This is a genomic window from Acidobacteriota bacterium (genome assembly GCA_009838525.1).
In the GTDB taxonomy this organism is placed as follows: Bacteria; Acidobacteriota; Vicinamibacteria; order Vicinamibacterales; family UBA8438; genus VXRJ01.
Window position 1 is genome coordinate 15,436 of the sequence record VXRJ01000034.1, and the last position, 20,298, is coordinate 35,733.

Genomic DNA, 20,298 nt, shown 5'->3' on the forward strand with positions numbered 1-20,298 from the left:
CGAGCCAGCCGCCCTGCCGCCTCACTCCGCCGCCAGAAGGCGGATGGACCCGTTCCGGGTCTTGAGACGCAGGTCGCGGCCGCCATTGCCAAGCCGGCCTTCCAGGTGGCGGCGTTTGTCCGTATGGGCGTCGACCGCGAGGTCGGTGCGGATGGAGCCGCGGTCGGTCCGTATCGACACGTCGGCGTCGATCGTTTCCGGCACCCTCACCGTCACGCTGCCGTTTCGCGTCTCGAACGCGGCATCCCCGGTCCAGTCCGCACTGCCCAGCGTGGCGTTGACGCTGCCGTTTCGCGTGCGGGCTCGCGCCCGGCCGCCCGCCTCCACGCGGATGCGGCCGTTGCGAGTCCGGAGGTCGGCGTTGCCGTCGGCCGTCACCGTGACACTACCGTTGCGGGTCACCGCCCGCGCGTCCCCGACAATGCCAGTCAAGGTGACCGACCCGTTCCGCGTCTCGACGTCCACATCGCCGTCGAGGCCTTCCGCTGCGACGCTACCGTTGCGGCTGCGCGCTACCAGGTCCACATCGGCGGGAACGGCGACAGAGAAGTTGATACGCGGGGACGGCCCGAACCAGCCACGGGGCCACCAGTCCCGTTCGGGATAGACCGCTTCGATGGTGACGCCATCGGCATGCTCGGTCACCTCGATGCGGATCTCATCCGCGTAGTGGCCGCGCCGTTCGCCATGCACCTCGACTTGACCGCTCGATGACGGCTCGGCCCTGATCCGGCCGTTCCGCCCGATGATCTTCACCTGATTTCCGGCCGCGAGTTCACCCTCCCACGTAAACGGCTCGCCCGAGACTGCTTCCTGCGCACTGAGCGAAGACGTGAGGAGTGCCGTGTTCACGCAACCTGTCGTCGCGGCGACGACGATTCCGACGAGTACCAACCTGGGTATCCACTGCATCGCCTACCCTCCTCTGCTCCGGCGTGGGTATTCCGTTATACGCGTAGCGTCGCAATGAGGTTCCCGGCCGGTTGACGGACCGCAGATCCGACTATGATTCTTCGACGGGAAGGATATGAAGGCATTGCCGCGCATCGCCATCGTCTGCCTGTCCGCAGTGCTCCTGGCCGGTTGCGGCCAGCCGTCCCCGAGCGACGCGGAACTCGACGGGCCCGGGTCCGCTCCCGGCTCCGCACAGACCGCGCCGAGCCGCAACCTCCTGATCGTCCTCGACGGCCTCCGGCCCGACTACGTCACGCCGGAGACGATGCCGAATCTGTACGCGCTCGGCGAGCGGGGCGTCGTATTCACGAATCATCATGCCGTCTATCCCACGGTGACGCGCGTGAATGCGGCCTCTATCTCGACCGGCGCCTACCCGGAAACGCACGGGTTGATGGGGAACGCGGTCTTCTTTCCGGAGGTGGACGCGACGCGGTTCCTCACCACCTCCGATCGGGCGAACCTGCTGCGCGTCGAGGAGGCCGAAGGAGGGCAACTGCTGACGGCCCCGACGCTGGGAGAGCTCCTGCAGGAGGCGGGCGAGCGCCTGCTGGCCGTGAGCGCCGGGTCGAGCGGATCGTCGTTCCTGCTGAACCACACCGTCGCCGGAGGGGGAATCATCCACTACGAATACGTGTTGCCGGAGTCTCTGGCCGAGCGCGTGGCGCAGCAGCTCGGGCCGCCACCCACGCTCGAATCGCCGAGCGACGAGCGGAACCGGTACATCGTCGATGCGTTCCTCGAGGTTGGGCTGGACGTCGTCGACCCAACCGTCACGTTCATGTGGCTCACTGATCCCGACACCACCGCCCATGTGCATGGCGTCGGACATCCGACGTCGATGGAGTCGATACGTGCCGTGGACGCGGAGCTGGGGCGGCTGCAGGACGCGCTGGACGCGTCCGGGCGGCGGGACGACTTCAACATCTGGGTGACGTCGGACCATGGATTCTCGACGCACACCGGCTTTGTCGACCTCCCGGCGCTGGTTGAGCCCTTCTTGGGGACGCTGGCGGACGGATCGCCACGTGTCGTCGCCGGGTCGGACGCGATTTACGTCCGCGACGGAGACGCGGATTCGGTGTCGGGGATCGTCGAGGCGCTGCAAGCCTCGGAGCGGGTCGGGGCGATCTTCACGCGCGGCGGGCGGGTGCCCGGGACGCTGTCGTTCGAAGTCGCGCGATGGGACCATCCGCGCGCCGCCGACATCCTCTACTCACCGGCATGGACCGACGCCGAGAACGAGTACGGCTATCGTGGGACCGCTGCCTCGTATGGCACGGCGGGCCACGGCAGCACCAGCCCGTTCGATATCCACAATACGTTGATCGCCGCCGGCCCGGACCTGAGATCCGGCGTGGAGGTGTCGCTGCCGTCATCGAATGTCGACTTCGCGCCGACGATTCTCTCTCTGCTCGGCCTGCCGGCCGGATCCGCCATGGCCGGCCGCGCGCTGACCGAGGCGTTCGTCGACGGGCCGGAAGCGGAAGGGGACGTGGAGTCAGATGAAGTGACGGCGGAAACGCCCGACGCGGGTTACCGCGTCACGGCCCAGACGTCCGTGGTGGCCGGGCGTCGCTATCTCGACGGGGCGACGGCAGAGCGTTGATCAGGCGGCACGCGCAGAAGTCAGCGCGCTCCCTGCCCGAAGAGCCAGTTCTCCACTTTCAGCCCCGGTACCCGTCGGAAGTGCCCTTCGTCGTTGGTGACCAGGGTCGCGCTCATGCTTCGAGCATGCGCGGCGATCAGCATGTCGTTTGCCGTGATCGGCCGTCCGTGCCGGACAAGCGCCTGGCGGATCACACCGTAGTGACCACCCGCCGCCGTGTCGAACGGCACGATATCGAGGTTCCTTCGAAACTCCTTGAGCTCCCGAACGTTCCGGCGGCGCTGGACTGAGTGCTCGACCCCGTAGCAGAGTTCGGCCCACGTAATCGCGGAAATGCAAATGTCGCCGGCTTCTGCTTCGAATCGCTCCAGCAAGACTCTGTCGCGCTCATTGATGACATAAATGCAGATATTGGTGTCCAGCATGAACATCAGCGCACCCGGTCCCGTTCGTCGAGCGGCAGGTCTTCCCGCGCCGGCAGGGACCCGCGCGATCGGGCGCTGAAGTACGCGCGCCAATCCTTGCCGCGCGGGCGCAGAGTCAACTGATCGTCCACCTTGACGATTTCGACTTCCGTTGTCTCGAAACGGCATGCGGCCGGGAGACGCACGGCCTGGCTGCGTCCGCTCCAGAACACCTTGGCGACGCCTCGATAGTCGGGTGCCGACTTCATGACGGATGCTCCCCTATGTAATATCCCATGATATATATCATACCCGGCGACGTTCCTACGCGCCGCGAGGAGTTGGCGGTCGGCTCGTGGGGTATGATGCCGAATACGCAGGGAGGGACTGCGCATGCGCTGGAAGCTGGCGGCGGCGTTGGGCATCGGGGCGATCGCACTCGCGGTTGCCGGCGGGCCGGACGCCCTCGCACAGCGCGGCTGGCGGGGCGGCTGGTACCGGATGCCGCCGAAGTTCCCGGAGGCCTCGCCCACGCACCGCGCCTTCACCTTCTCGCGCATCCTGTATGACAGCGACCGCCGCGAGCCGGGCGGTCAGGGCTGGTACACCGACTATCCGTCAGCGGATCAGAATCTGATGATCCGCCTGTCGGAAATGACGACGACCCACGTCGGCTTCGACCACCGCAACGATCCGGATCACGTTGTCGTCCGGCTGACCGACGACGAGCTGTTCAACTATCCGTTCATCTTCATGTCGGACGTCGGCACGATTTACCTGAGCGCGCTCGAAGTGGACCGCCTGCGCGACTACCTGCTGAAGGGGGGCTTCCTCTGGGTGGACGATTTCTGGGGGCCCTACGCCTGGGAGCAGTGGCTCAATGAGATCAGCAAGGTGCTACCGCCGGGGAACTACCCGATCTTCGACATCCCCGACGACCACCCGATCCACAGCGTGCAGTACGACGTGGACGAAATCCCCCAGATCCCCTCCATTCAGCACTGGCGGCGGAGCGGCGGCGCCACGACGTCGGAACGCGGCATGCGGAGCGACGAGGTGCACTTCCGTGGCATCGCCGACGCCAACGGCCGGCTGATGGTGCTGATGAGTCACAACACGGACATCGCCGACGGCTGGGAGCGGGAAGGGGAGGACTACGAGTTCTTCTACCGCTTCTCCGTCAAGGCCTACGCCGTGGGAATCAACACCGTCGTCCACGCGATGACGAACTAGTGGTCGATATCGCTGGACGGACGGATCCGCTGCCTGCCACGCTGCTCCTCGACACGCTGGAAATCGACCCGCCGGGTCCGCCCGGGGCATCCGTCATCTGGATGCATGGGCTCGGGGCAGACGCGCACGACTTCTACGGGATACCTCCGGAGCTGGGGCTTCCGGCGGATCTGAACGTGCGCTACGTGTTTCCGAACGCGCCGCGGATGCCGGTGACCATCAACCAGGGATGGGTGATGCCGGCCTGGTACGACATCCGGGGCTTCGGGCCGCGCGATCAGGACGAAACCGGGATCCGGGCATCAGCAGAGCGGATCGGCCAGTTGATCGGGCACGAGGTGGAGCGTGGCGTCCCGGAGCGCCGGATCGTGCTGGCCGGATTCTCGCAGGGCGGCGCGATGGCGTTGTTCACCGGCCTGCGGCATCCGGCGGCCCTGGCGGGGGTGATGTGCCTGTCCGGCTACCTGGTGCTGCACGAGACGCTGGAGGCGGAGTTGTCGGAGGCGAACCGGGCTGTCCCGGTCTTCCAGGGGCATGGGACCGACGACCCGATGGTGCCGGTGAGATTGGCGCATGGGACGCGGGATCTCCTGACGTCGACGGGTTACCAGGTGGAATACCACGAGTATCAGATGCCGCACACCGTCTGTGGGGAGGAGGTACGGGACATCGGAGCATGGCTGGCGCGCGTGCTCGCGTAGGGCAGTGAACGGTTGGCGCAGCATTGCGCATGTCGGGAGGTTCCGGCGGACCGCGATGGCCGGAAAGGGGGCATCTCATGAGCACCGTTGACGAAACTGGTTCGACCGCCGCTTCGCCTTCAGCCAGGAGCGCGCCCGGCGCGAATTCCGGTTTCATGGCCCGGATCGCCCGCGTCTTTTCCTTTGATACGAGCGTCTACCCGGAAGTTGCGGCTGCGCCCGCCACGGGCCAGGCGATTGTCGTCGTCAGCGTCGCCGCGACATTGAGCGGCGGTGTGGCGAGCCTCGTTCTCTTCTTCTTCGTCGTGCCCGGCGCACTCGTCTTCCTCGCGGTTCAGGCGCTCCTGGTCATGCTGGTCACGCGGCTGTTCGGCGGCCACCCCGCCGCCTTCATCGAGTGGTATCGAGCGCTCGGTTTTGCCCAGGCGCCGCTCGTCGTCGGCCTCGTGCCGCTTCTGGGGTGGATCGTCGCGCCCTTCTACAGCGCGGCTGCCCAGGTAACGGCCATCTCTCGCGTCGCTCGGCTATCGACCGGCATGGCCTTTCTTGCGCTGCTGCTGACCTGGCTGCCGTTCTTCCTTGCGGGCCTGCTGTTCGCGCTCGTCGCCGGGGTCGCTCTACTCGGCGTCCTTGGCCTGGCGTCGACGTAGGTTCAGCCGCCGCGTGCAATGCGCGCCGCCGGGGACTTGCTGCTACGCGCGGAAGTACGGTCTTAGCGCTTCCAGGCGGTAGTCGATCTCCGCCGTCTGATCCGGCGTAAAGCTGTAGTCGCCGCGCCGGGACTGCATCGTCTTGAAGATGCCGCGCTTCTTCAGGACGTAGAGCCGGATCCCCGGGATGGAGCGATCGAGATTCAGCATCAGGAGCAGCCGGCTGAACAGGTCGCGGAGCTCGTCCTTCTTGCCCGCCTCGTGCAGCTCCCAGAGCCGGGCGTAGATGTCGGCGTACATGACGCCGCCGGTCATCACACCGTCCATGCCGAGTCGCATCTCGTAGAGCCACTGCCGCCCGAACGCGGCGCCGAAGATGGACTTGATGGTGTCCGGCCGGTGCGGCTTCAGCGCGAGCATCCGCTCGTGAACCGGCTCCCGCTCTTCCTTCACGTAGGCTAGGTTCGGGAACTCCCGCGCCATGTCCACCATGAACTCGACGGTCGGAACGACGTCCGGCGCGCCGCCACTGGTCTGGAAGAAGATGGGGCGGTCGGTGACGCCGCAGAGCGCCGCGTAGTAGTCACGGAACTCCTGCAGGGTCGTCGCCTCGGTCGGCGGGATGGCAATCATGCCGTCCGGGCTCAGGGCCTCCGCGTGTCGGGCGTACTCCAGCATGCCCTTCGTGTCGTCCCCCTGCACGCCGAAGACGAGCGCGGGCTGCCGGCCCTTGGCGGCTTCGGCCAGCACGTCGAAACCGCGCAGCCGTTCCCGCTTCGACAGGTGCCGTTGCTCGCTCGAGTTCTGCGGCCAGACCAGGCCGTGGATGCCGCAGCGCTCGCAGAAATCCACCTGGTTTGCGAGATCCTCGTAGTCGACCTCGTTGGCATCGGTGTACGGAGTGCTCAGAATCATGAACGCCCCGCGCATCGGTTTCGCCTCCGCCGCCCGCAACGACAGCGACGGCATCAGCGCCGCCGCTCCGGCGGCGCCGCCGACGGTGGTCAACCACTGGCGACGGGTGTAGGTGTGCGCGTTCTGCATGGTCTCCCCCGGTCTCGCTCCCGGTGTCCAGACTATCACCAGCCGACGAACAAGCCTGCGCGGGACAAGGTGAACTCCCGCGCGCGGTCGACCGAGGCCATGACGCCGACGCGCCTTCCAATCCGCACGCCCGCGCCGACGGTCGCGTTGACGTCCGGATCGACCGCCGGGCCGCTGACGGCCGTGCTGGTGCCGAATCGGAGCAGGACGCGCGCCGCGTCCATGCGCATGACCGGCACGGCGACGCCGGCCTGTATCGCCCAGACGCCGGCATCGTGACTCACATAGCCGTACGGCTCGACGCTCCAGACCTCGACCGCCAACCCGCCGAATCCGCCTATGAAAGCGACCTCGCCGGTGGCGAAGCGCATCACCCCGCCGACGGCAACCCCGTCCGCCGCCGCGGCCGGCACGGCGAAAGCGAACGCCAGCGCGAACGTCGCCAAGATCAGAACCGGGAGGATCATCCTCGACCGTGGGATCGGCATGGGTTGCCCAATGGTGCCACAACTGAAGGTCGGACCTCCGCATCTCGACGCAGATGCCGCAAGATGCGCTACGCTGAGTGTTTCGAGGTTCGGAGGAGAACATGGCCGGATTGCGACAGGGCGCCTGGATTGCCGCCACCGCGTTGCTGACCGCCTGCGTAGGGGAGACCGTGATCGATCGGGGCATCGAGGTGCCACCACCACCGCCCACCGACGTACGTGAAGTCGTCGACACACTCCACGGCGTCGAGATCGCGGACCCGTACCGCTGGCTGGAGGATCAGGACGCACCGGAGACGCGGGCGTGGATTGATGCCCAGAATGCCTACACGGACAGCCTTCTGGATGGCCTCCCCGGCCGCGAAGCGCTTCGCGAGCGAGCCGCGGCGGTGCTGGAGCGTGACACGATTGGCCTGCCGAACGAGCGGGGCGGGCGCTACTTCTTCAGCCGTCGTCGCGCGGATCAGGACCTGTCAGTCCTCTACTGGCGCGACGGCCTCGACGGCGCGGATCAGGTGCTGATCGACCCGCATCCGATGAGCCCGGACCACACGACGTCGGTCGAGTTGCGGGACCTGTCGGACGACGGGACCATGGCGGTCTATGCCGTACGTGAAGGAGGCGTCGACGAGGTGGCGATCCATGTCCGCAACGTCGACAGCGGCGAGGACTTGCCGGACGTGCTGCCGCCCGCGCGCCACGGGTCCGTGCTGCTGGCTCCCGACGGCAGCGGCCTCTTTTACGAGCGCTACGGGGATGTGACGCCGCGCGTCATGTTCCACGCGTTCGGGTCGCCGATGGCGGAGGACGTGCAGCTCTTCGGCGAGGGTTATGAGCAGCATCAGATCCCCTCGACGGTGATCTCCGACGACGGCCGGTGGATGGCCGTGCACGTGATCGAAGGATCGTCCGGTCCGACCGAAATCCACATCAAGGACCTCGCGAACGACACGCCGTTCGTGACCGTCATTGCCGATGGCGTTTCGGAGTCGTGGGGCCACTTTGCCGGCGATCAGTTCGTCATCGTCACGAACCTGGATGCGCCGAACAAGCGGGTCGTCGTGGCCGATCCGGCGAACCCGGCGGTCGAGGAGTGGCGCGAGGTAATCCCGGAACGGGAGGGTGTGGTCGTGCAGGGGGCCAGTTCGCTCGGAGGAAAGCTGGTCGTGTTCTTTCTGCAGGACGTCCAGCCGGGCGTCGCCATCCACGAGTTGGACGGTGCGCATGTCCGGGATCTCGCCTTCGACACGGTCGGATCCGTCGGTGGCGGCGCCGGTCGCTGGATGAGCGACGAAGCGTTCTTCACGTTTCAAACCTTCCATGTCCCGCGCACGATCTACCGCTATGACATCGCGACCGGCGAGCAGTCTGTCTGGGCCGCGCCGGAAACGCCGGTCGATCCGGCCGCCTACGAAGTGACGCAGCGGTGGTTCCATTCAAAGGACGGCACGCGCGTCCCGATGTTCGTCGTCGCCCCACCCGGGGTAACGCTGGACGGCGCGAACCCAACGCTGCTCACGGGATACGGCGGCTTCAACAACGCGATGACGCCGCTGTTCTCCGCCCTCGCGACGACCTGGCTCGAGTCGGGCGGCGTCTTCGCCCTTGCCAACATCCGCGGCGGGAGCGAGTTTGGCGAGGGATGGCACGAGGCAGGCATGCTAGCGAACAAGCAGAATGTCTACGATGACTTCATCGCCGCCGCCGAGCACCTGATCGCCGAGGGGTACACCAGCAGCGAGCACCTGGCGATCCGGGGCGGAAGCAACGGCGGCTTGCTGGTGGGCGCCGTCTCGAATCAGCGCCCAGACCTGTTCGGCGCGGTCGTCTGCACCTATCCGCTGCTCGATATGATCCGCTACCACCAGTTCCTGGTCGCCAGCTTCTGGGTGCCCGAGTACGGTTCGAGCGAGGATCCCGAACAGTTCGAGTGGTTGCACGCTTACTCGCCGTACCACAACGTGACCGACGGCGGCGACTATCCGGCAACCCTCTATCTTTCCGGCGACGGCGATACACGCGTCGCGCCGCTGCACGCGCGTAAGATGGCGGCGCTGATGCAGGCAAGGAACGGATCGAAGAACCCGATTCTGCTGCGTTATCACACGCAGGCGGGTCACTCCGGGGGCCAGCCGGTGAGCCAGCAGATCGACGAGATGGTCGACACGATCAGCTTTCTGCTCTGGCAGGTGGGACGCGAATAGCCCGCGGGAACGCGGTAGGAGGATGGGATGACAGCGCGTGGCATGCGGGTGTGGGTGGTGGTGATGGTAATGGCGGCAGCGGCTGGCGCGTGCGGTGGCGGGGCGATGCCCGACTCCCCGCCGGCGGACGGCTCGGCGGCAACCGATGCGCCGCCGTCGGTCGTTGCGGACGGGATCTCTGTCGAGACGCTCATGGCGGCGACCGAGCGCATGGCCTCGGACGAGTTCGAGGGGCGGGCGCCCGGTTCACGCGGTGAGGAGTTGACGCTTGCCTATCTGACGGAGCAGTTCGAAGCGGTCGGGGCGGAGCCGGGTAACCCGGACGGCACCTGGGTGCAGGACGTTCCGCTCGTCGGCATCACGCCGCAGCCGGGCGACAACCTGACCGTCACCGCGAACGGCGAAAGCCGGACGCTGGAGCCGGCGGCCGACTATGTCGCCGCGACCAAGCATGTCGTCGACGAGGTGGAAGTGAACGATGCCGAGTTCGTCTTCGTCGGCTACGGCGCCCGGGCACCGGAGTACGACTGGGACGACTTCGGGGACGCCGACCTCAGCGGCAAGATCCTCCTCTTCCTGGTGAACGACCCGCCCCTCGAGGACATCTTCGGCGGCAACGCGATGACCTATTACGGCCGCTGGACCTACAAGCACGAGATTGCAGCGGAGCTGGGCGCGGCCGGCTCGCTGGTCATCCACGAGACCGGCCCGGCCGGCTACCCGTGGGAAGTGGTCGGGAGCTCGCCCTACGGCGAGGCGTTCGACTTGGTGGCCGCCGACGACAATCTCGGGCGAGCCACGTTCGAGGGCTGGGTGCAGCGCGCCACCGCCGAGTCGCTGTTCCAGATGGCGGGTCTCGACTTCGAGGAGGCGAAGGCGCAGGCCGCCACACGTGAGTTCCGGCCGGTTCCGCTCGGCGTTACGGGCAGCCTCCGGATCCGGAACGAGCTGCGGCGGATCGCATCGCAGAACTTCGTCGCGAGGATCCCCGGGAGCGAGGCGCCGGACGAGGTGGTCATCTACTGCGCGCACTGGGATCACATGGGGCGCGACACGAGCCTGGAGGGGGATCAGATCTACAACGGCGCGGCCGACAACGCGACCGGGACGGCCGGCCTGATCGAGATCGCGCGGGCGTTCCTGGCGGCGGCCGAGCCGCCGCGGCGCACGGTGCTGTTCCTCGCGGTGACGGCGGAGGAGCAGGGGCTGCTCGGTTCGCGCCACTACGGCGAGAACCCCCTCTATCCGACGGCGCAGACGGTTGCCGCGATCAACATGGACGTGCTCAATCAGTGGGGGCGGACGAGCGACCTGACGGTCGTCGGCTACGGGCAGTCAGAGCTGGATGACGTCGCGGCCGAGGTTGCCGCGCGCCTCAACCGGACGCTCGCGCCCGACCCGGAGCCGGAAAAGGGCTTCTACTTCCGTTCCGACCATTTCTCGTTCGCGCGGGTCGGCGTCCCCGCTTTCTACGGCGACCCGGGGGTCGAGTACATCGGCAAGGCGCCCGGCTACGGACTGGAGAAGCGGAACGAATACAACGTGAACGACTACCACAAGGTGTCGGACGAGGTGAAACCCGACTGGGACATGTCCGGCGCCGTCGAGGACCTGACGTTCATGTACGAGATGGGCGCCCTGCTCGCCGGCAGCGAGCGCTGGCCGGCATGGAGCGAAACCAGCGAGTTCCGCGCGATTCGCGAGGCGCAGCGCCCGCAGTAGGAGCCTATCGACCGGCACTTCGTGGACCTATTGAGCGAAAGGTATCGCTTCAGCGAGCTCCAGGAAGCGGCAGAAGGGATTGGCCAGGCGCATCTGCTGCGGGGTGCGGCAGTCCGGCGCGAACAGGCTCGGGCTGGCGACGATGGCCGCCACGCAGCGGGCGCGGGAGGTGGCGACGTTGAGGCGGTGCAGGCTGTACAGGAACTCCATTCCGCGCGGCGCCTCGTCGGCGCTCGAAGTGGCCATCGAGTAAACAACGATCGGCGCTTCCTGCCCCTGGAACTTGTCCACGGTGCCGGCCCGCGCGCCGTCCGGAAGCCGTGCCCGCAGCGTCGCTACATGCGCGTTGTAGGGCGCCACGATCAGGATGTCCGCCACACGCAGCGGCTTCCGAACGCCGTCCTGGTCGATCCAGGCGGCGTCGGCCTCGAGCAGGTCACGAACCAAGGCCGCGACACGTTCGGCCTCTTCGTCCGAGGCATTCGTGTTCCCGGCATGCGCAACGGGGATGAAGCGGAGGCCGCGGCCGGCCAGAGGGCCCGTGCCGAGCACAATCTGCCGGTCAAGGCCGGGGCGCGAGCGGAGCCGCCCCGCGTAGAACTGTTCGGTCGTGAATCCGCAGACGTCGGGGTGCATGCGCCAGGTATGGTCGAGGAAGACGCCGCGGGCCGGATCGACCGTCGCCGATCCGCCGAGGAGGTGGCCGAGCGCCGACACGTCGGCTCCCGGCGGATGGATGCCCTGGATGGGCTGATCGAGCTGTCGCGGGTCGCCGAGCAACACGAGGCTGGACGCCGCCTGGGAGACGGCAAGCGTGTTGGCGAGACTCATCTGCCCCGCCTCGTCGATGACAAGCACGTCCACCGCGCTCGCCATCTCCTCGCGCGCCCATAGCCAGGCGGTGCCGCCGGCGAGGTTCGCCTCGCCGGACGCGAGCGCCGCGGCCACTGCGTCGTTGGACGTGACCTGGACGATGCGTTGGTCAGGGCAGCCGTCGTCGTCTTTCGCCTTCTGGATTCCACGCACGTCGACCGGGGCCGCGCGGCAGACGGCGCCGAGCAGGTTGGAAATCACCTTGTGGCTGTTGGCCGTCACGCCGACGCGTCGACCGTCGGCCAGTAGATCGAGGATGGCCTGCGCGCCGGTATAGGTTTTCCCGCTGCCGGGCGGACCCTGGACCGGCAGGACCGAGCGATCGAGTTGCCGCGCGATACGCCGCACCGCCTCGAGCGGACTCTCGCCGGGCGCCACGAGGTGCCCCCTCGGATCGGCGCACGATGGGTCCGGCTCAGAGACTGTCGGCGCCACGCGCGGTGGGAAGCGCCGCAGCAGGTCGAACGCGGCGCGGCGCGGGCTGTCGGGTTGGAATCCGTCGGCTATGACTTCCTGGGCCAGCCGGACGAGACTCTCCTGCAACACCCCGCTGGTAACCACCTCCAACGGGACGAGCGCTTCGGGATGTGGAACCGGTGAGTTGCTTACTCGCTTCAGATCGACGGTTCCGGCCGCGTCGTCGATGTCGACGACCTTGCCGCAAGATCCCCACTTGAATTCCTCCGATTCGGCGGTTGCCGGATTCTTTGGCGAGTCTCCCGCTTCGATCTCGTGTTGCTGCTCCGGGAAGCGGTAACGATGGACGACGGATCGCTTGACCTGCCCGACTTCGCTGACGTAGGTCAACCCTCCCAACGTCGCCCGGTTCTCGATGAACTCCTCCCCCTTGAGACCGCAGCGGTCGAAGAACTCCCACCACATCGACTTGTCCTCGCGACGGTGGAATTCCAGCAGGTACGCCAGGAGCCGCCGCGCCCGCTGATCGACGTCCAGATCGTCGTCGTCGACGGGCAGATCGCGAGTTAGCGCCTCGAAGAGCGCCGCCGCTTCAGTCGTTTCTTCCCGCTCCCGATCGCCTTCCGCGTCCCGGCTGGCCGGCCGGGGAACCGCTTCGCCGGTCAGATTCTCCAACTCACCGCGGCATGTCTCCAGCCACTCGGCGAGGCGAAGCGTCGAGAGGCAGTCGTCCCGGTTGTAACCCTCGATTTCCGTGCGAAGTGTCTCCGCCATGACGCCCGGGTTACCCGATTCCAGTGCCGCCTCGAACCGCACGAGCGCCCGCGTAGCGGCCGTCAGATCGACGTCGCGCGCGTAGCCGTAGAACGGCTCCAGGTTCTTGATGGAGTACCTCTCGACCGAGGCTCGCAGCCCTTGCCGCACTGCGCGGTGCAGGTCGACGAACACCCTGCCGCGCAGCAGGCAGTCCACTTCGTCCTCGCGAGTGGCGTAACGGCTCATCAAACGTTTGACGGCGACAGTCTCGTAGGCGCCGTAGTGGTAGATGTGAAAGCCGGGATGTTGCGCCCAGTTCGCCAGGGCCCGGTCGATGAAGCGTTCGAACGCGTGCTTCTCGCTCTCGTGATCGAGCGCCCAGGACGCGTCGTAGCGGCCGTTCCGATCCGCAACGCCGAACAGGTACTCGAAGCCGCCGTCCGCCGCGAAAGCGTCTCCTTCGAGGTCGAAGAAAAGGTCTTCGCCGGAGGGTTCCGGCAACGAAGCAAGCCCCTTGTCCGCCTCGACGGGCGTGATCAACTCGTGGACGTGCCGGCGTTCAAGCTGTCCCTGGACCTGCAGTCGGGCCTGCTCCCGGATCCGGGTCAGCGCGCCCGCAGTGACACCCTCCAGTCGAGGGTTCATAGGCAAGCGGAGTGCGGCGAGATCGGTCATCGTCGTCACGTTCCGCTCGACAAGCCGGCGCCGCTGGCCGCGCGCTATGCCGGCGACGAGCGACAGGTGATCGTCGGCGCGGCGCTGTCTTGCGCACGATTGCCTCCAGTCGCAGATGTCGCAGTGGCTGACCGGCTCCGGATACGTCTCCGGCGGTGCGGCAGCGTGGGCCTCGAACCGCCGGCGGACGGCGCGATAGTAGGCCGCATACTCCACCACCCGAAACTTCGTCGTGCCTTCGTGGTCCGTCCCTCCCAGCGCGAGGTGCATCCACTCGGGGCCGGTTCCCTGCGCCTGGCTCAACAGGTCCGAGTACAAGAGGAGCTGCAGCAGCGCCTCGCTCTTGGCCGTTCGCGCCAGCTTCGCGTCGAGCGCCTCGTACGACCAGCCGCCCAGGCGGCTCGGCCGGCCCACCCGGAGCAGGAAGTCGGGGTAGCCGCTCCAGCGCCCGGCCCCGTCCCGCAGGCGCCCCTGGTAGATCACGTCGACGCCGCGGCGCATCGCCTCTTCGGTGCGCGCAGCGGCAGCGGCGGGATCGCGCTCCAGGAATGGTGCGTCGGCCGCGGTGATGACCTCCACCGTGAGGCCGCTGGCCGTGAACTGCTCCAAAAGGCGCTGCTCGTGCTCAAGTCCGCGCTGCTTCAGCACATCGGCGCGCGGATCGTCGTACGGCGGCGGTGATTCGATCGTTCCGAGGGCGACGGCGCGGCGCAAGCTCGTCAGGTGGTTGCACGCGAGATGCCGGCTGAGATCGGTGGCCGAGAACAGAAGCTGGCTGTCGGCATGGCGCATCGCGCCGGACCATAGCACGGGGCCGATTCAGAACTTGTTCAGCGGGCATCAAGCCGCGTTCGGAACACTGTGCATCGGTGTGCTCCTGTACCATCGACCAAGGGTGAAAGACCAGATGGACGAGAAGGACATCCGGAGCGATCCAAGGCAACAACCCGCCGGAGGCGGGGATGCGCTGGCGGCGCTCGAGAAGCTTCAGTCGTCGCTGCGTGCGCGCAACGTCGACCTGGAGCAGTGGGCGCTGGATGTGGAGTCCGAGCGGCAGGCGACGGGCCTGCATCGCGGCGCCGCACCACGTAGGAACTGAGACCGACTGGGGCGACCGGGTGACCGGGCTACTTCATGTTGGAGTAGTCGGCCGCGCTCATCATGAACGCCTCGATCTCAATCGGCACCTGGTACTTCGCGAGGAGCTCCTTCCAGTCCGGGTCGGCGAGGAAGTTGGCGAACACCTCGTCGCGGTGGGCCCGGTCGCGGTAGGCCAGCATCCAGATGAGCGTGTTGGGATTCTCCAGGCTCTGCCAGTTCCCCACGATCACGGCGCCGTGCTTCTCGAACAACTCCACCTCGCCCTCGCGGAAGCGCCGGTGCAGATTGTCGATGCCGCCCGCGCCGTCCCTCTCCGGCTCGGCGGTGTACATGCGGATCTCAAAGCAGCGGGAATCCGGCGCGACGTTCTTCGCGAATTCCGCGGCGAGGCCGCCGGCCGGGCCGCAGGGCGCGGGATCGTCCTGCGCGTAGGCCGCGCCGCCCAAACCGAGGGTGATGACGAGGGCGAGAAGAGTGGTTCTCATGACTGTTTTCCTTTCTGAATCGGCCAATGACGGAACACTAACCGAAATCCGTCCGAACCGCACGGATCACCACTTGGGCTCACGCGCCGGTGGCATAATCGGCCAGGATCTCGGTACGGAGAGGAGGCAGCATGCCCGCACCCGGCTGGCCGTCGTTTCTGCTGAGGTTTCTCGCCTGCGGCATTGCCGCCATCTTCGTGACTGGCGTGATCGGGCCCGTGCTGTTCGCGCAGGACGCCGATCGCATCCGGCCGGTCACCGACGTGGAACTCGAGAACCCGAGCCCCGACGAGTGGCTGATGTGGCGCCGGACGCTCGACGGCTGGGGCTACAGCCCGCTCGACCAGGTCAATCGAGACAACGTGGCCGACCTCCGGCTGGTCTGGTCACGCGCCCTCCAGCCAGGGCGCCAGCAGGGGACGCCGCTGGTTCGTGGCGGCGTCATGTTCATGCCGAACCCGCGCGACATCATCCAGGCCATAGACGCGGTGACGGGCGATCTGATCTGGGAGCACCGCCGCGATCGCCCCGACGATCTGGCCGACTACATGATCGGCACGCTGATCGACACCAACCGGAACATCGCCATCCATGGCGAGCTGATTATCGATACCAGCATGGACGACCACATCTTCGCCCTGCACGCGGAGACCGGCGAGGTGGTGTGGGACACCGAGATTCTCGACTACCAGGTGAACCCGGCCAACCAGACGTCGGGGCCGATCGTCTCCGGCGGAAGGGTGTTCTCCGGACGGAGTTGCGACCCGCGCGGCGGCCCGAACGGTTGCGTCATCACCGCGCACGATGCGGCGACCGGCGAGGAGCTGTGGCGTCGGCGGCTGATTCCGGCCCCCGGCGAGCCGGGCGACGAGACGTGGGGCGACGTCCCGTTCGAGCAGAGGACGCATGTCGGTTCGTGGATGGTTCCGAGCTACGACCCGGAGCTGAACCTGGTCTACGTCGGCACGTCGGTTACGTCGCCGGCGCCGAAGTACATGCTTGGAGGCACGGACCTTGCACACCTCTACCACAACTCCACCCTCGCCCTGCACGGGGATACCGGCGAGATCGTCTGGTATTACCAGCACATGAACGACCACTGGGATCTCGACCACCCGTTCGAGCGCCTGCTCGTCGATACCGCCGTGCGGCCGGATCCGTCCGCCGTGAGCTGGATCAACCCGCGGCTGCAACCGGGCGAGGAGCGGCGCGTCGTGACCGGCATTCCCGGCAAGACGGGCATCGTCTACACCCTGGACCGCGAGACCGGGGAGTTCCTGTGGGCGACGCCGACCATCGTCCAGAACGTCGTCAGCGGCATCGACGGCGCGACCGGCGCGGTGACCGAGAACGCGGAGCTGATCTTCACCTCCCAGGGCCAGACGGTGCTGGCCTGCCCGCACGCCAGCGGCGGGAAGGACTGGGAAGCCGGAGCCTACAGCCCGCTGACCAACACGATGTACATGCCGCTACGCAACGTCTGCTCCCAGATGATGGCAATGGCCGAGCCTGACGAGCTGGACGAGGCCCGCCGGCTCTACGCCATCGCCTGGCGCCCCGAGATCGCGCCCGGGACCGACCAGGTCGGGAGCGTCCAGGCGATCTCGGCCGAGACCGGGGAGGTGGTCTGGAACTACCAGCAGCGGGCCGCCACCATGGCGCTCGCGGCCACCGGGGGCGGGCTCATCTTCGGCGGCGACGTAAACGGACGATTCCGGGCCTTCGACCACGAGACGGGTGAGATCCTGTGGGAAGTCAACCTCGGCTCGCCCGTTTCCGGCTTCCCTATCACTTACGCGGTGGACGGCCGGCAGTACGTCGCGGTCAGCACCGGCTATGGTCGCTTTCTGGAACTGACGCCGGAACTACGCCCCAGCACCGGGAACAACCTCTTCGTCTTCACCCTGTCTGAGTGACCCATAGTTGTCTGCCAGAGTCCAGAGTAGTGCAGACATGAGCGTAGACTACTGACGCTCGCGCGATGCTCGTGTAGACACTCGCGATCCTCGAGGGGCATGAAAGTCGAATTCTCCGTCGGGCAGTGGATTGCGGTAGCGGCAGTGACGCTCGCACTGTTAACCGCGCTGCTTGGTGGAGTCGTGTGGATTATCGAGCGCATGGACCCGACGCGCGAGGATCTTGAGCGCGAGATTCGTTCTGTTTCGAATGCACTGACGCCGGCAAGAGACACGGCTGGCACCCAGCGCGGCACCACGCGGGAGCAGATGGACGAGGTGCCAGGCTGGGGAATCCACGAGACTGTCGCCGCCTATTTGGAACAGAGCGCCCTCGAGGTCGCCCTGGGTGCTGAGGGAAGGCTCGAAGGGCCTGCGGCGGAGTGGTTTCGCGCCGAGGCGGCCGAGGCCCAATTTGTATTCATCGGCGAAGAGCATGATGTCCGGGAGGTCCCGATTCTAGCGGGCGCTCTTTGGCGGGAGCTCGTCCCTCTGGGCTACAAGCACGTAGCGGTCGAAGCTGGCCCTTGGCTCGGCGACAGGCTCGACAAGTTCGCAAGATTCGCCGATCAACAGGCCCTTGCTCATTTCCGGGAGGCAACCTTGCCTCGTCTGCCGAACAATAGCGTGCCGCCGATCTCGGAGGAGGATGTTGCCTTCTACAAGTTACTTGGCAGCGTCAGCGGCCCACACCGGAAGTCTGCGGCTCCTTTGATTTGGGGACTGGATGCCGAGTATCGAGCCGCTCCATTACTGGAAAGGCTGGCGGCGCTGTCGCCGCGGCTCGCGCAGCGACAGGCCGCACAGTCCTTGTTGGAGGAAGTAGGGGCTGCGGAGAGAAGCGGCGATTACAATACTCGTGCCTTCCGAAGTGCCATCGAGCAAGTCATCCAGCAGGCGGGAGCCAAGCCGGAGACCGAGGTGCGCTACATACTTGATGCGTTGCGTTGGCGAATTACCGCCCCCCAGGAACACACGAGTCGCGACCTCAAGAAGGAGCTCTTCTTGCGCCAATACGAAGCTGCGAAGGAAGAAGGCGAACCGAAGCCGCGCGTGATGTTCCGGCTCGGTGCTTACCATGCCGCCCGCGGATTGATGCATGACTTCGGCTCCTCTACACTCGCTAATTTTGTCGGGGAATTGGCGATCGCTGAGGGATCGAAGATGCTGAACCTTGCGATTATCAACTGCCAGGATACTTCTCCCGGGGACTTTCCCAGACCTTGCACCTGGGAGCAACAGAGAGCGCTGCAGCCATTTCGCTCCGCCGCCGTAGCAGACTGGACATTGTTCGACCTTCGAGGGCTGCGCGCACCGCTGAGACAAGCGCGACTGAACGCACTGCAGTCTTATCCGGCTGGGTGGGAGTATTGGAATCTCGTAATGTCGTTTGACGCCGTGGTCCTTCTAGGCCGTTCCGAGCCAAGCCGGCTTGCGGGCGAATAGGGAGTCCCGTTCAGCTCGTCATGGCCACAGCCATCCGAAGGCGCCTCCGGTGAGCAGGCCGTAGATCAGCCCGTCGAACATGCTGCGCACGGTCGCAGCCCAGCCCTGGGACAGCCAGATCGCGTCCTGGGCGTGCGCGAGGGCGTAGCCCATGAAGGCTGTGGTCGATGCGACTTGGAAGACGGACAGGTACGCGGCATCCGGCCCGAGCGCCAGCCCGGTGACGTAGGCCGTAAACAGACCCACGACTACGCAATACGCAAACCACTGCGCTAACTGCTTGCCCATCCCGGAAGGACCGCCGCCTTGCAGCACGGTCATGAATGCGCAGGGACCCCGCTCGGCCCTGGCCTGGAACTCCTTGCTCCTGAGCACTTCCATGCTCTTCGCATAGGGGATCGAGTAGTTGCCCGGCTGGAGGTCAAAACCGCGCAGGGCGTCCATGACGCCGTCCTCGTCGGGCACGCCCTGGAAGTCGTTCTTGTGCCAGTTGAGAAACATGTGGATGACTGAACTCGCAACGAAGACGAGTACGGCGGACACCAGGATCGGCAGCCAGAGGCTGAAGGCGGAAACCATGTGATCACTCCTTTGTATGGCGGCTGGAGTCAGGAGCTACGGCCGGGGCCGGACAGTCGTCCTCGGTCATGACGCGGTTCGACTAGACTATAAGTCAATCCCCGCGGGCTCACTCCCAGGGTCGCCCGTTGGTATTCGGCCACAATCCGGGCGGAACTTCCCATGAGATCGTCAGCGTTCGGCGTCCTGTTTGCGGCGCTGCTGGTGCTTGCCCCGGGAGCAACGCCATGGCTGCGGGCGGCGCACGCCCAGACGCCCCCGCCACGCGGCCCGTACATCAGCATCGGGCTGGCGGCATTGGCCGCGCAGGGCGCCCGGTTCGCCGACGGCGCTGACGAAGGCCACGCCCCGCTGTATGGCCGGCCAGAGCTGTTCACAATCGGCGACTTCGATACCGTGCTGCTGTCGCAGGCCGCCGCCGGGTATCGCTTCACGCCGCGCCTCCGCTTCCAGGTGGGATTCGGCATGGCCCGGCAGTTCGAATTCCGCGGCACGGCCAACTACCCTCGGGCGGGTGCGGTCCAGCCCGCAGCGGCCGATCTGCGCACCCGGCAACTTCTGGCGGCCGGGTTCTATGACGTTGCTGTCTGGCCGATCGGACGAGGCCTGCAGATCGAGCCGTACGTAGGCGCCGGTATTGGGTTCACGGATTACCGCCTGGACAACTTCGTCCAGCGGTTTCCTGATCCCGATGATGCGGCGGGTTACTTGCGGCGGGGGCCGGCGGGAGAGGTGCCGTTCACCGGCCTGCCGTCGGGCCGCGGCCGGTCGGCGACGGGCATGGTGACGGTCGGTGTGGCGGTCCCCATGGCTGACCGCGTGCGCTTCGACGTGGCGTACCGCTACACGGACGCCGGATCCGTGGGCACTGCGGCTGGTGGCGACATCCTCATAGTGCGGTACCACCGCGGGAACCGGTCGGAGGTAGAGGTCCCCATCAACGAGACGACCGCCGATTTCCGCACACACGGTGTGCTGGCTACGCTCCGGGTCGAATTCTGA

18 protein-coding genes are annotated in these 20,298 nt (G+C 66.6%); 10 read left to right on the plus strand and 8 right to left on the minus strand.

Features of this window, described 5'->3' with window-relative positions; translation table 11 throughout:
- Positions 1 to 21 precede the first annotated feature (21 nt).
- Positions 22 to 912, minus strand: a complete 891-nt coding sequence (locus tag F4Y45_14350; GenBank protein MXY25683.1) for a DUF4097 domain-containing protein — start codon at positions 910 to 912, stop codon at positions 22 to 24.
- A gap of 115 nt (positions 913 to 1,027) precedes the next feature.
- Between F4Y45_14350 and F4Y45_14355 the strand changes: the two genes are divergently transcribed.
- Positions 1,028 to 2,563: a sulfatase-like hydrolase/transferase gene (locus tag F4Y45_14355; protein ID MXY25684.1), complete on the plus strand. Its 1,536-nt coding sequence runs from the start codon at positions 1,028 to 1,030 to the stop codon at positions 2,561 to 2,563.
- 20 nt (positions 2,564 to 2,583) lie between these two features.
- On the opposite strand, the gene F4Y45_14360 is transcribed toward F4Y45_14355, so the two are convergent.
- Both F4Y45_14360 and F4Y45_14365 read right to left on the minus strand, forming a co-directional pair.
- Positions 2,584 to 2,994, minus strand: a complete 411-nt coding sequence (locus F4Y45_14360; GenBank protein ID MXY25685.1) for a type II toxin-antitoxin system VapC family toxin — start codon at positions 2,992 to 2,994, stop codon at positions 2,584 to 2,586.
- On the minus strand, positions 2,994 to 3,236 hold the full coding sequence (locus F4Y45_14365; GenBank protein ID MXY25686.1) for an AbrB/MazE/SpoVT family DNA-binding domain-containing protein: 243 nt from the start codon (positions 3,234 to 3,236) through the stop codon (positions 2,994 to 2,996). The genes F4Y45_14360 and F4Y45_14365 overlap by 1 nt, the downstream gene beginning before the upstream one ends.
- A 124-nt stretch (positions 3,237 to 3,360) precedes the next feature.
- Between F4Y45_14365 and F4Y45_14370 the strand changes: the two genes are divergently transcribed.
- The 3 genes from F4Y45_14370 to F4Y45_14380 all read left to right on the plus strand — a co-directional run bounded on the left by F4Y45_14370 (position 3,361) and on the right by F4Y45_14380 (position 5,551).
- Positions 3,361 to 4,200 carry a DUF4159 domain-containing protein gene (locus tag F4Y45_14370; protein MXY25687.1) on the plus strand — a complete coding sequence of 280 codons (840 nt, stop codon included), beginning with the start codon at positions 3,361 to 3,363 and terminating at the stop codon, positions 4,198 to 4,200.
- A 41-nt stretch (positions 4,201 to 4,241) separates the two neighbouring features.
- Positions 4,242 to 4,901 (plus strand): alpha/beta fold hydrolase, encoded by a 660-nt coding sequence (locus tag F4Y45_14375; protein ID MXY25688.1) that lies wholly within the window; start codon positions 4,242 to 4,244, stop codon positions 4,899 to 4,901.
- 77 nt (positions 4,902 to 4,978) lie between these two features.
- On the plus strand, positions 4,979 to 5,551 hold the full coding sequence (locus F4Y45_14380) for a hypothetical protein (protein MXY25689.1): 573 nt from the start codon (positions 4,979 to 4,981) through the stop codon (positions 5,549 to 5,551).
- A gap of 42 nt (positions 5,552 to 5,593) precedes the next feature.
- On the opposite strand, the gene F4Y45_14385 is transcribed toward F4Y45_14380, so the two are convergent.
- Both F4Y45_14385 and F4Y45_14390 read right to left on the minus strand, forming a co-directional pair.
- A complete protein-coding gene (locus F4Y45_14385; protein MXY25690.1) occupies positions 5,594 to 6,595 on the minus strand; it encodes a hypothetical protein in 1,002 nt (333 codons plus the stop codon).
- Between the two features lie 35 nt (positions 6,596 to 6,630).
- On the minus strand, positions 6,631 to 7,083 hold the full coding sequence (locus F4Y45_14390; GenBank protein ID MXY25691.1) for a hypothetical protein: 453 nt from the start codon (positions 7,081 to 7,083) through the stop codon (positions 6,631 to 6,633).
- A 101-nt stretch (positions 7,084 to 7,184) separates the two neighbouring features.
- On the opposite strand from F4Y45_14390, the gene F4Y45_14395 reads away from it, so the two are divergent.
- The gene (locus F4Y45_14395; protein ID MXY25692.1) at positions 7,185 to 9,287 is read left to right on the plus strand and encodes a S9 family peptidase; all 2,103 of its coding nucleotides are present in this window, start codon (positions 7,185 to 7,187) and stop codon (positions 9,285 to 9,287) included.
- Positions 9,288 to 9,314: 27 nt separating this feature from the next.
- Positions 9,315 to 11,009, plus strand: a complete 1,695-nt coding sequence (locus tag F4Y45_14400) for a M28 family peptidase (GenBank protein MXY25693.1) — start codon at positions 9,315 to 9,317, stop codon at positions 11,007 to 11,009.
- Between the two features lie 27 nt (positions 11,010 to 11,036).
- On the opposite strand, the gene F4Y45_14405 is transcribed toward F4Y45_14400, so the two are convergent.
- A complete protein-coding gene (locus F4Y45_14405; protein ID MXY25694.1) occupies positions 11,037 to 14,522 on the minus strand; it encodes a TM0106 family RecB-like putative nuclease in 3,486 nt (1,161 codons plus the stop codon).
- 115 nt (positions 14,523 to 14,637) lie between these two features.
- On the opposite strand from F4Y45_14405, the gene F4Y45_14410 reads away from it, so the two are divergent.
- Positions 14,638 to 14,829, plus strand: coding sequence for a hypothetical protein (locus F4Y45_14410; protein ID MXY25695.1), 192 nt, complete (start codon positions 14,638 to 14,640; stop codon positions 14,827 to 14,829).
- 28 nt (positions 14,830 to 14,857) lie between these two features.
- On the opposite strand, the gene F4Y45_14415 is transcribed toward F4Y45_14410, so the two are convergent.
- Positions 14,858 to 15,316, minus strand: a complete 459-nt coding sequence (locus F4Y45_14415; GenBank protein MXY25696.1) for a hypothetical protein — start codon at positions 15,314 to 15,316, stop codon at positions 14,858 to 14,860.
- A 131-nt stretch (positions 15,317 to 15,447) separates the two neighbouring features.
- Between F4Y45_14415 and F4Y45_14420 the strand changes: the two genes are divergently transcribed.
- Positions 15,448 to 17,232, plus strand: coding sequence for a PQQ-binding-like beta-propeller repeat protein (locus F4Y45_14420; protein MXY25697.1), 1,785 nt, complete (start codon positions 15,448 to 15,450; stop codon positions 17,230 to 17,232).
- Positions 17,233 to 17,331: 99 nt separating this feature from the next.
- Positions 17,332 to 18,717, plus strand: coding sequence for a hypothetical protein (locus tag F4Y45_14425; GenBank protein MXY25698.1), 1,386 nt, complete (start codon positions 17,332 to 17,334; stop codon positions 18,715 to 18,717).
- Between the two features lie 18 nt (positions 18,718 to 18,735).
- On the opposite strand, the gene F4Y45_14430 is transcribed toward F4Y45_14425, so the two are convergent.
- Positions 18,736 to 19,296 (minus strand): hypothetical protein, encoded by a 561-nt coding sequence (locus F4Y45_14430; protein MXY25699.1) that lies wholly within the window; start codon positions 19,294 to 19,296, stop codon positions 18,736 to 18,738.
- 162 nt (positions 19,297 to 19,458) lie between these two features.
- Between F4Y45_14430 and F4Y45_14435 the strand changes: the two genes are divergently transcribed.
- Positions 19,459 to 20,298: an outer membrane beta-barrel protein gene (locus tag F4Y45_14435; GenBank protein MXY25700.1), complete on the plus strand. Its 840-nt coding sequence runs from the start codon at positions 19,459 to 19,461 to the stop codon at positions 20,296 to 20,298.

Bases quoted from the DNA above. Each gene is read 5' to 3' on its own strand.
- F4Y45_14385 (MXY25690.1), bottom strand. From the start codon at position 6,595: ATGCAGAACGCGCACACCTACACCCGTCGCCAGTGGTTGACCACCGTC.
- F4Y45_14390 (MXY25691.1), bottom strand. From the start codon at position 7,083: ATGCCGATCCCACGGTCGAGGATGATCCTCCCGGTTCTGATCTTGGCG.
- F4Y45_14395 (MXY25692.1), top strand. From the start codon at position 7,185: ATGGCCGGATTGCGACAGGGCGCCTGGATTGCCGCCACCGCGTTGCTG.
- F4Y45_14350 (MXY25683.1), bottom strand. From the start codon at position 912: ATGCAGTGGATACCCAGGTTGGTACTCGTCGGAATCGTCGTCGCCGCG.
- F4Y45_14420 (MXY25697.1), top strand. From the start codon at position 15,448: ATGCCCGCACCCGGCTGGCCGTCGTTTCTGCTGAGGTTTCTCGCCTGC.
- F4Y45_14415 (MXY25696.1), bottom strand. From the start codon at position 15,316: ATGAGAACCACTCTTCTCGCCCTCGTCATCACCCTCGGTTTGGGCGGC.
- F4Y45_14425 (MXY25698.1), top strand. From the start codon at position 17,332: ATGAAAGTCGAATTCTCCGTCGGGCAGTGGATTGCGGTAGCGGCAGTG.
- F4Y45_14410 (MXY25695.1), top strand. From the start codon at position 14,638: ATGGACGAGAAGGACATCCGGAGCGATCCAAGGCAACAACCCGCCGGA.
- F4Y45_14430 (MXY25699.1), bottom strand. From the start codon at position 19,296: ATGGTTTCCGCCTTCAGCCTCTGGCTGCCGATCCTGGTGTCCGCCGTA.
- F4Y45_14370 (MXY25687.1), top strand. From the start codon at position 3,361: ATGCGCTGGAAGCTGGCGGCGGCGTTGGGCATCGGGGCGATCGCACTC.
- F4Y45_14400 (MXY25693.1), top strand. From the start codon at position 9,315: ATGACAGCGCGTGGCATGCGGGTGTGGGTGGTGGTGATGGTAATGGCG.
- F4Y45_14355 (MXY25684.1), top strand. From the start codon at position 1,028: ATGAAGGCATTGCCGCGCATCGCCATCGTCTGCCTGTCCGCAGTGCTC.
- F4Y45_14405 (MXY25694.1), bottom strand. From the start codon at position 14,522: ATGCGCCATGCCGACAGCCAGCTTCTGTTCTCGGCCACCGATCTCAGC.
- F4Y45_14360 (MXY25685.1), bottom strand. From the start codon at position 2,994: ATGTTCATGCTGGACACCAATATCTGCATTTATGTCATCAATGAGCGC.
- F4Y45_14365 (MXY25686.1), bottom strand. From the start codon at position 3,236: ATGAAGTCGGCACCCGACTATCGAGGCGTCGCCAAGGTGTTCTGGAGC.
- F4Y45_14380 (MXY25689.1), top strand. From the start codon at position 4,979: ATGAGCACCGTTGACGAAACTGGTTCGACCGCCGCTTCGCCTTCAGCC.
- F4Y45_14435 (MXY25700.1), top strand. From the start codon at position 19,459: ATGAGATCGTCAGCGTTCGGCGTCCTGTTTGCGGCGCTGCTGGTGCTT.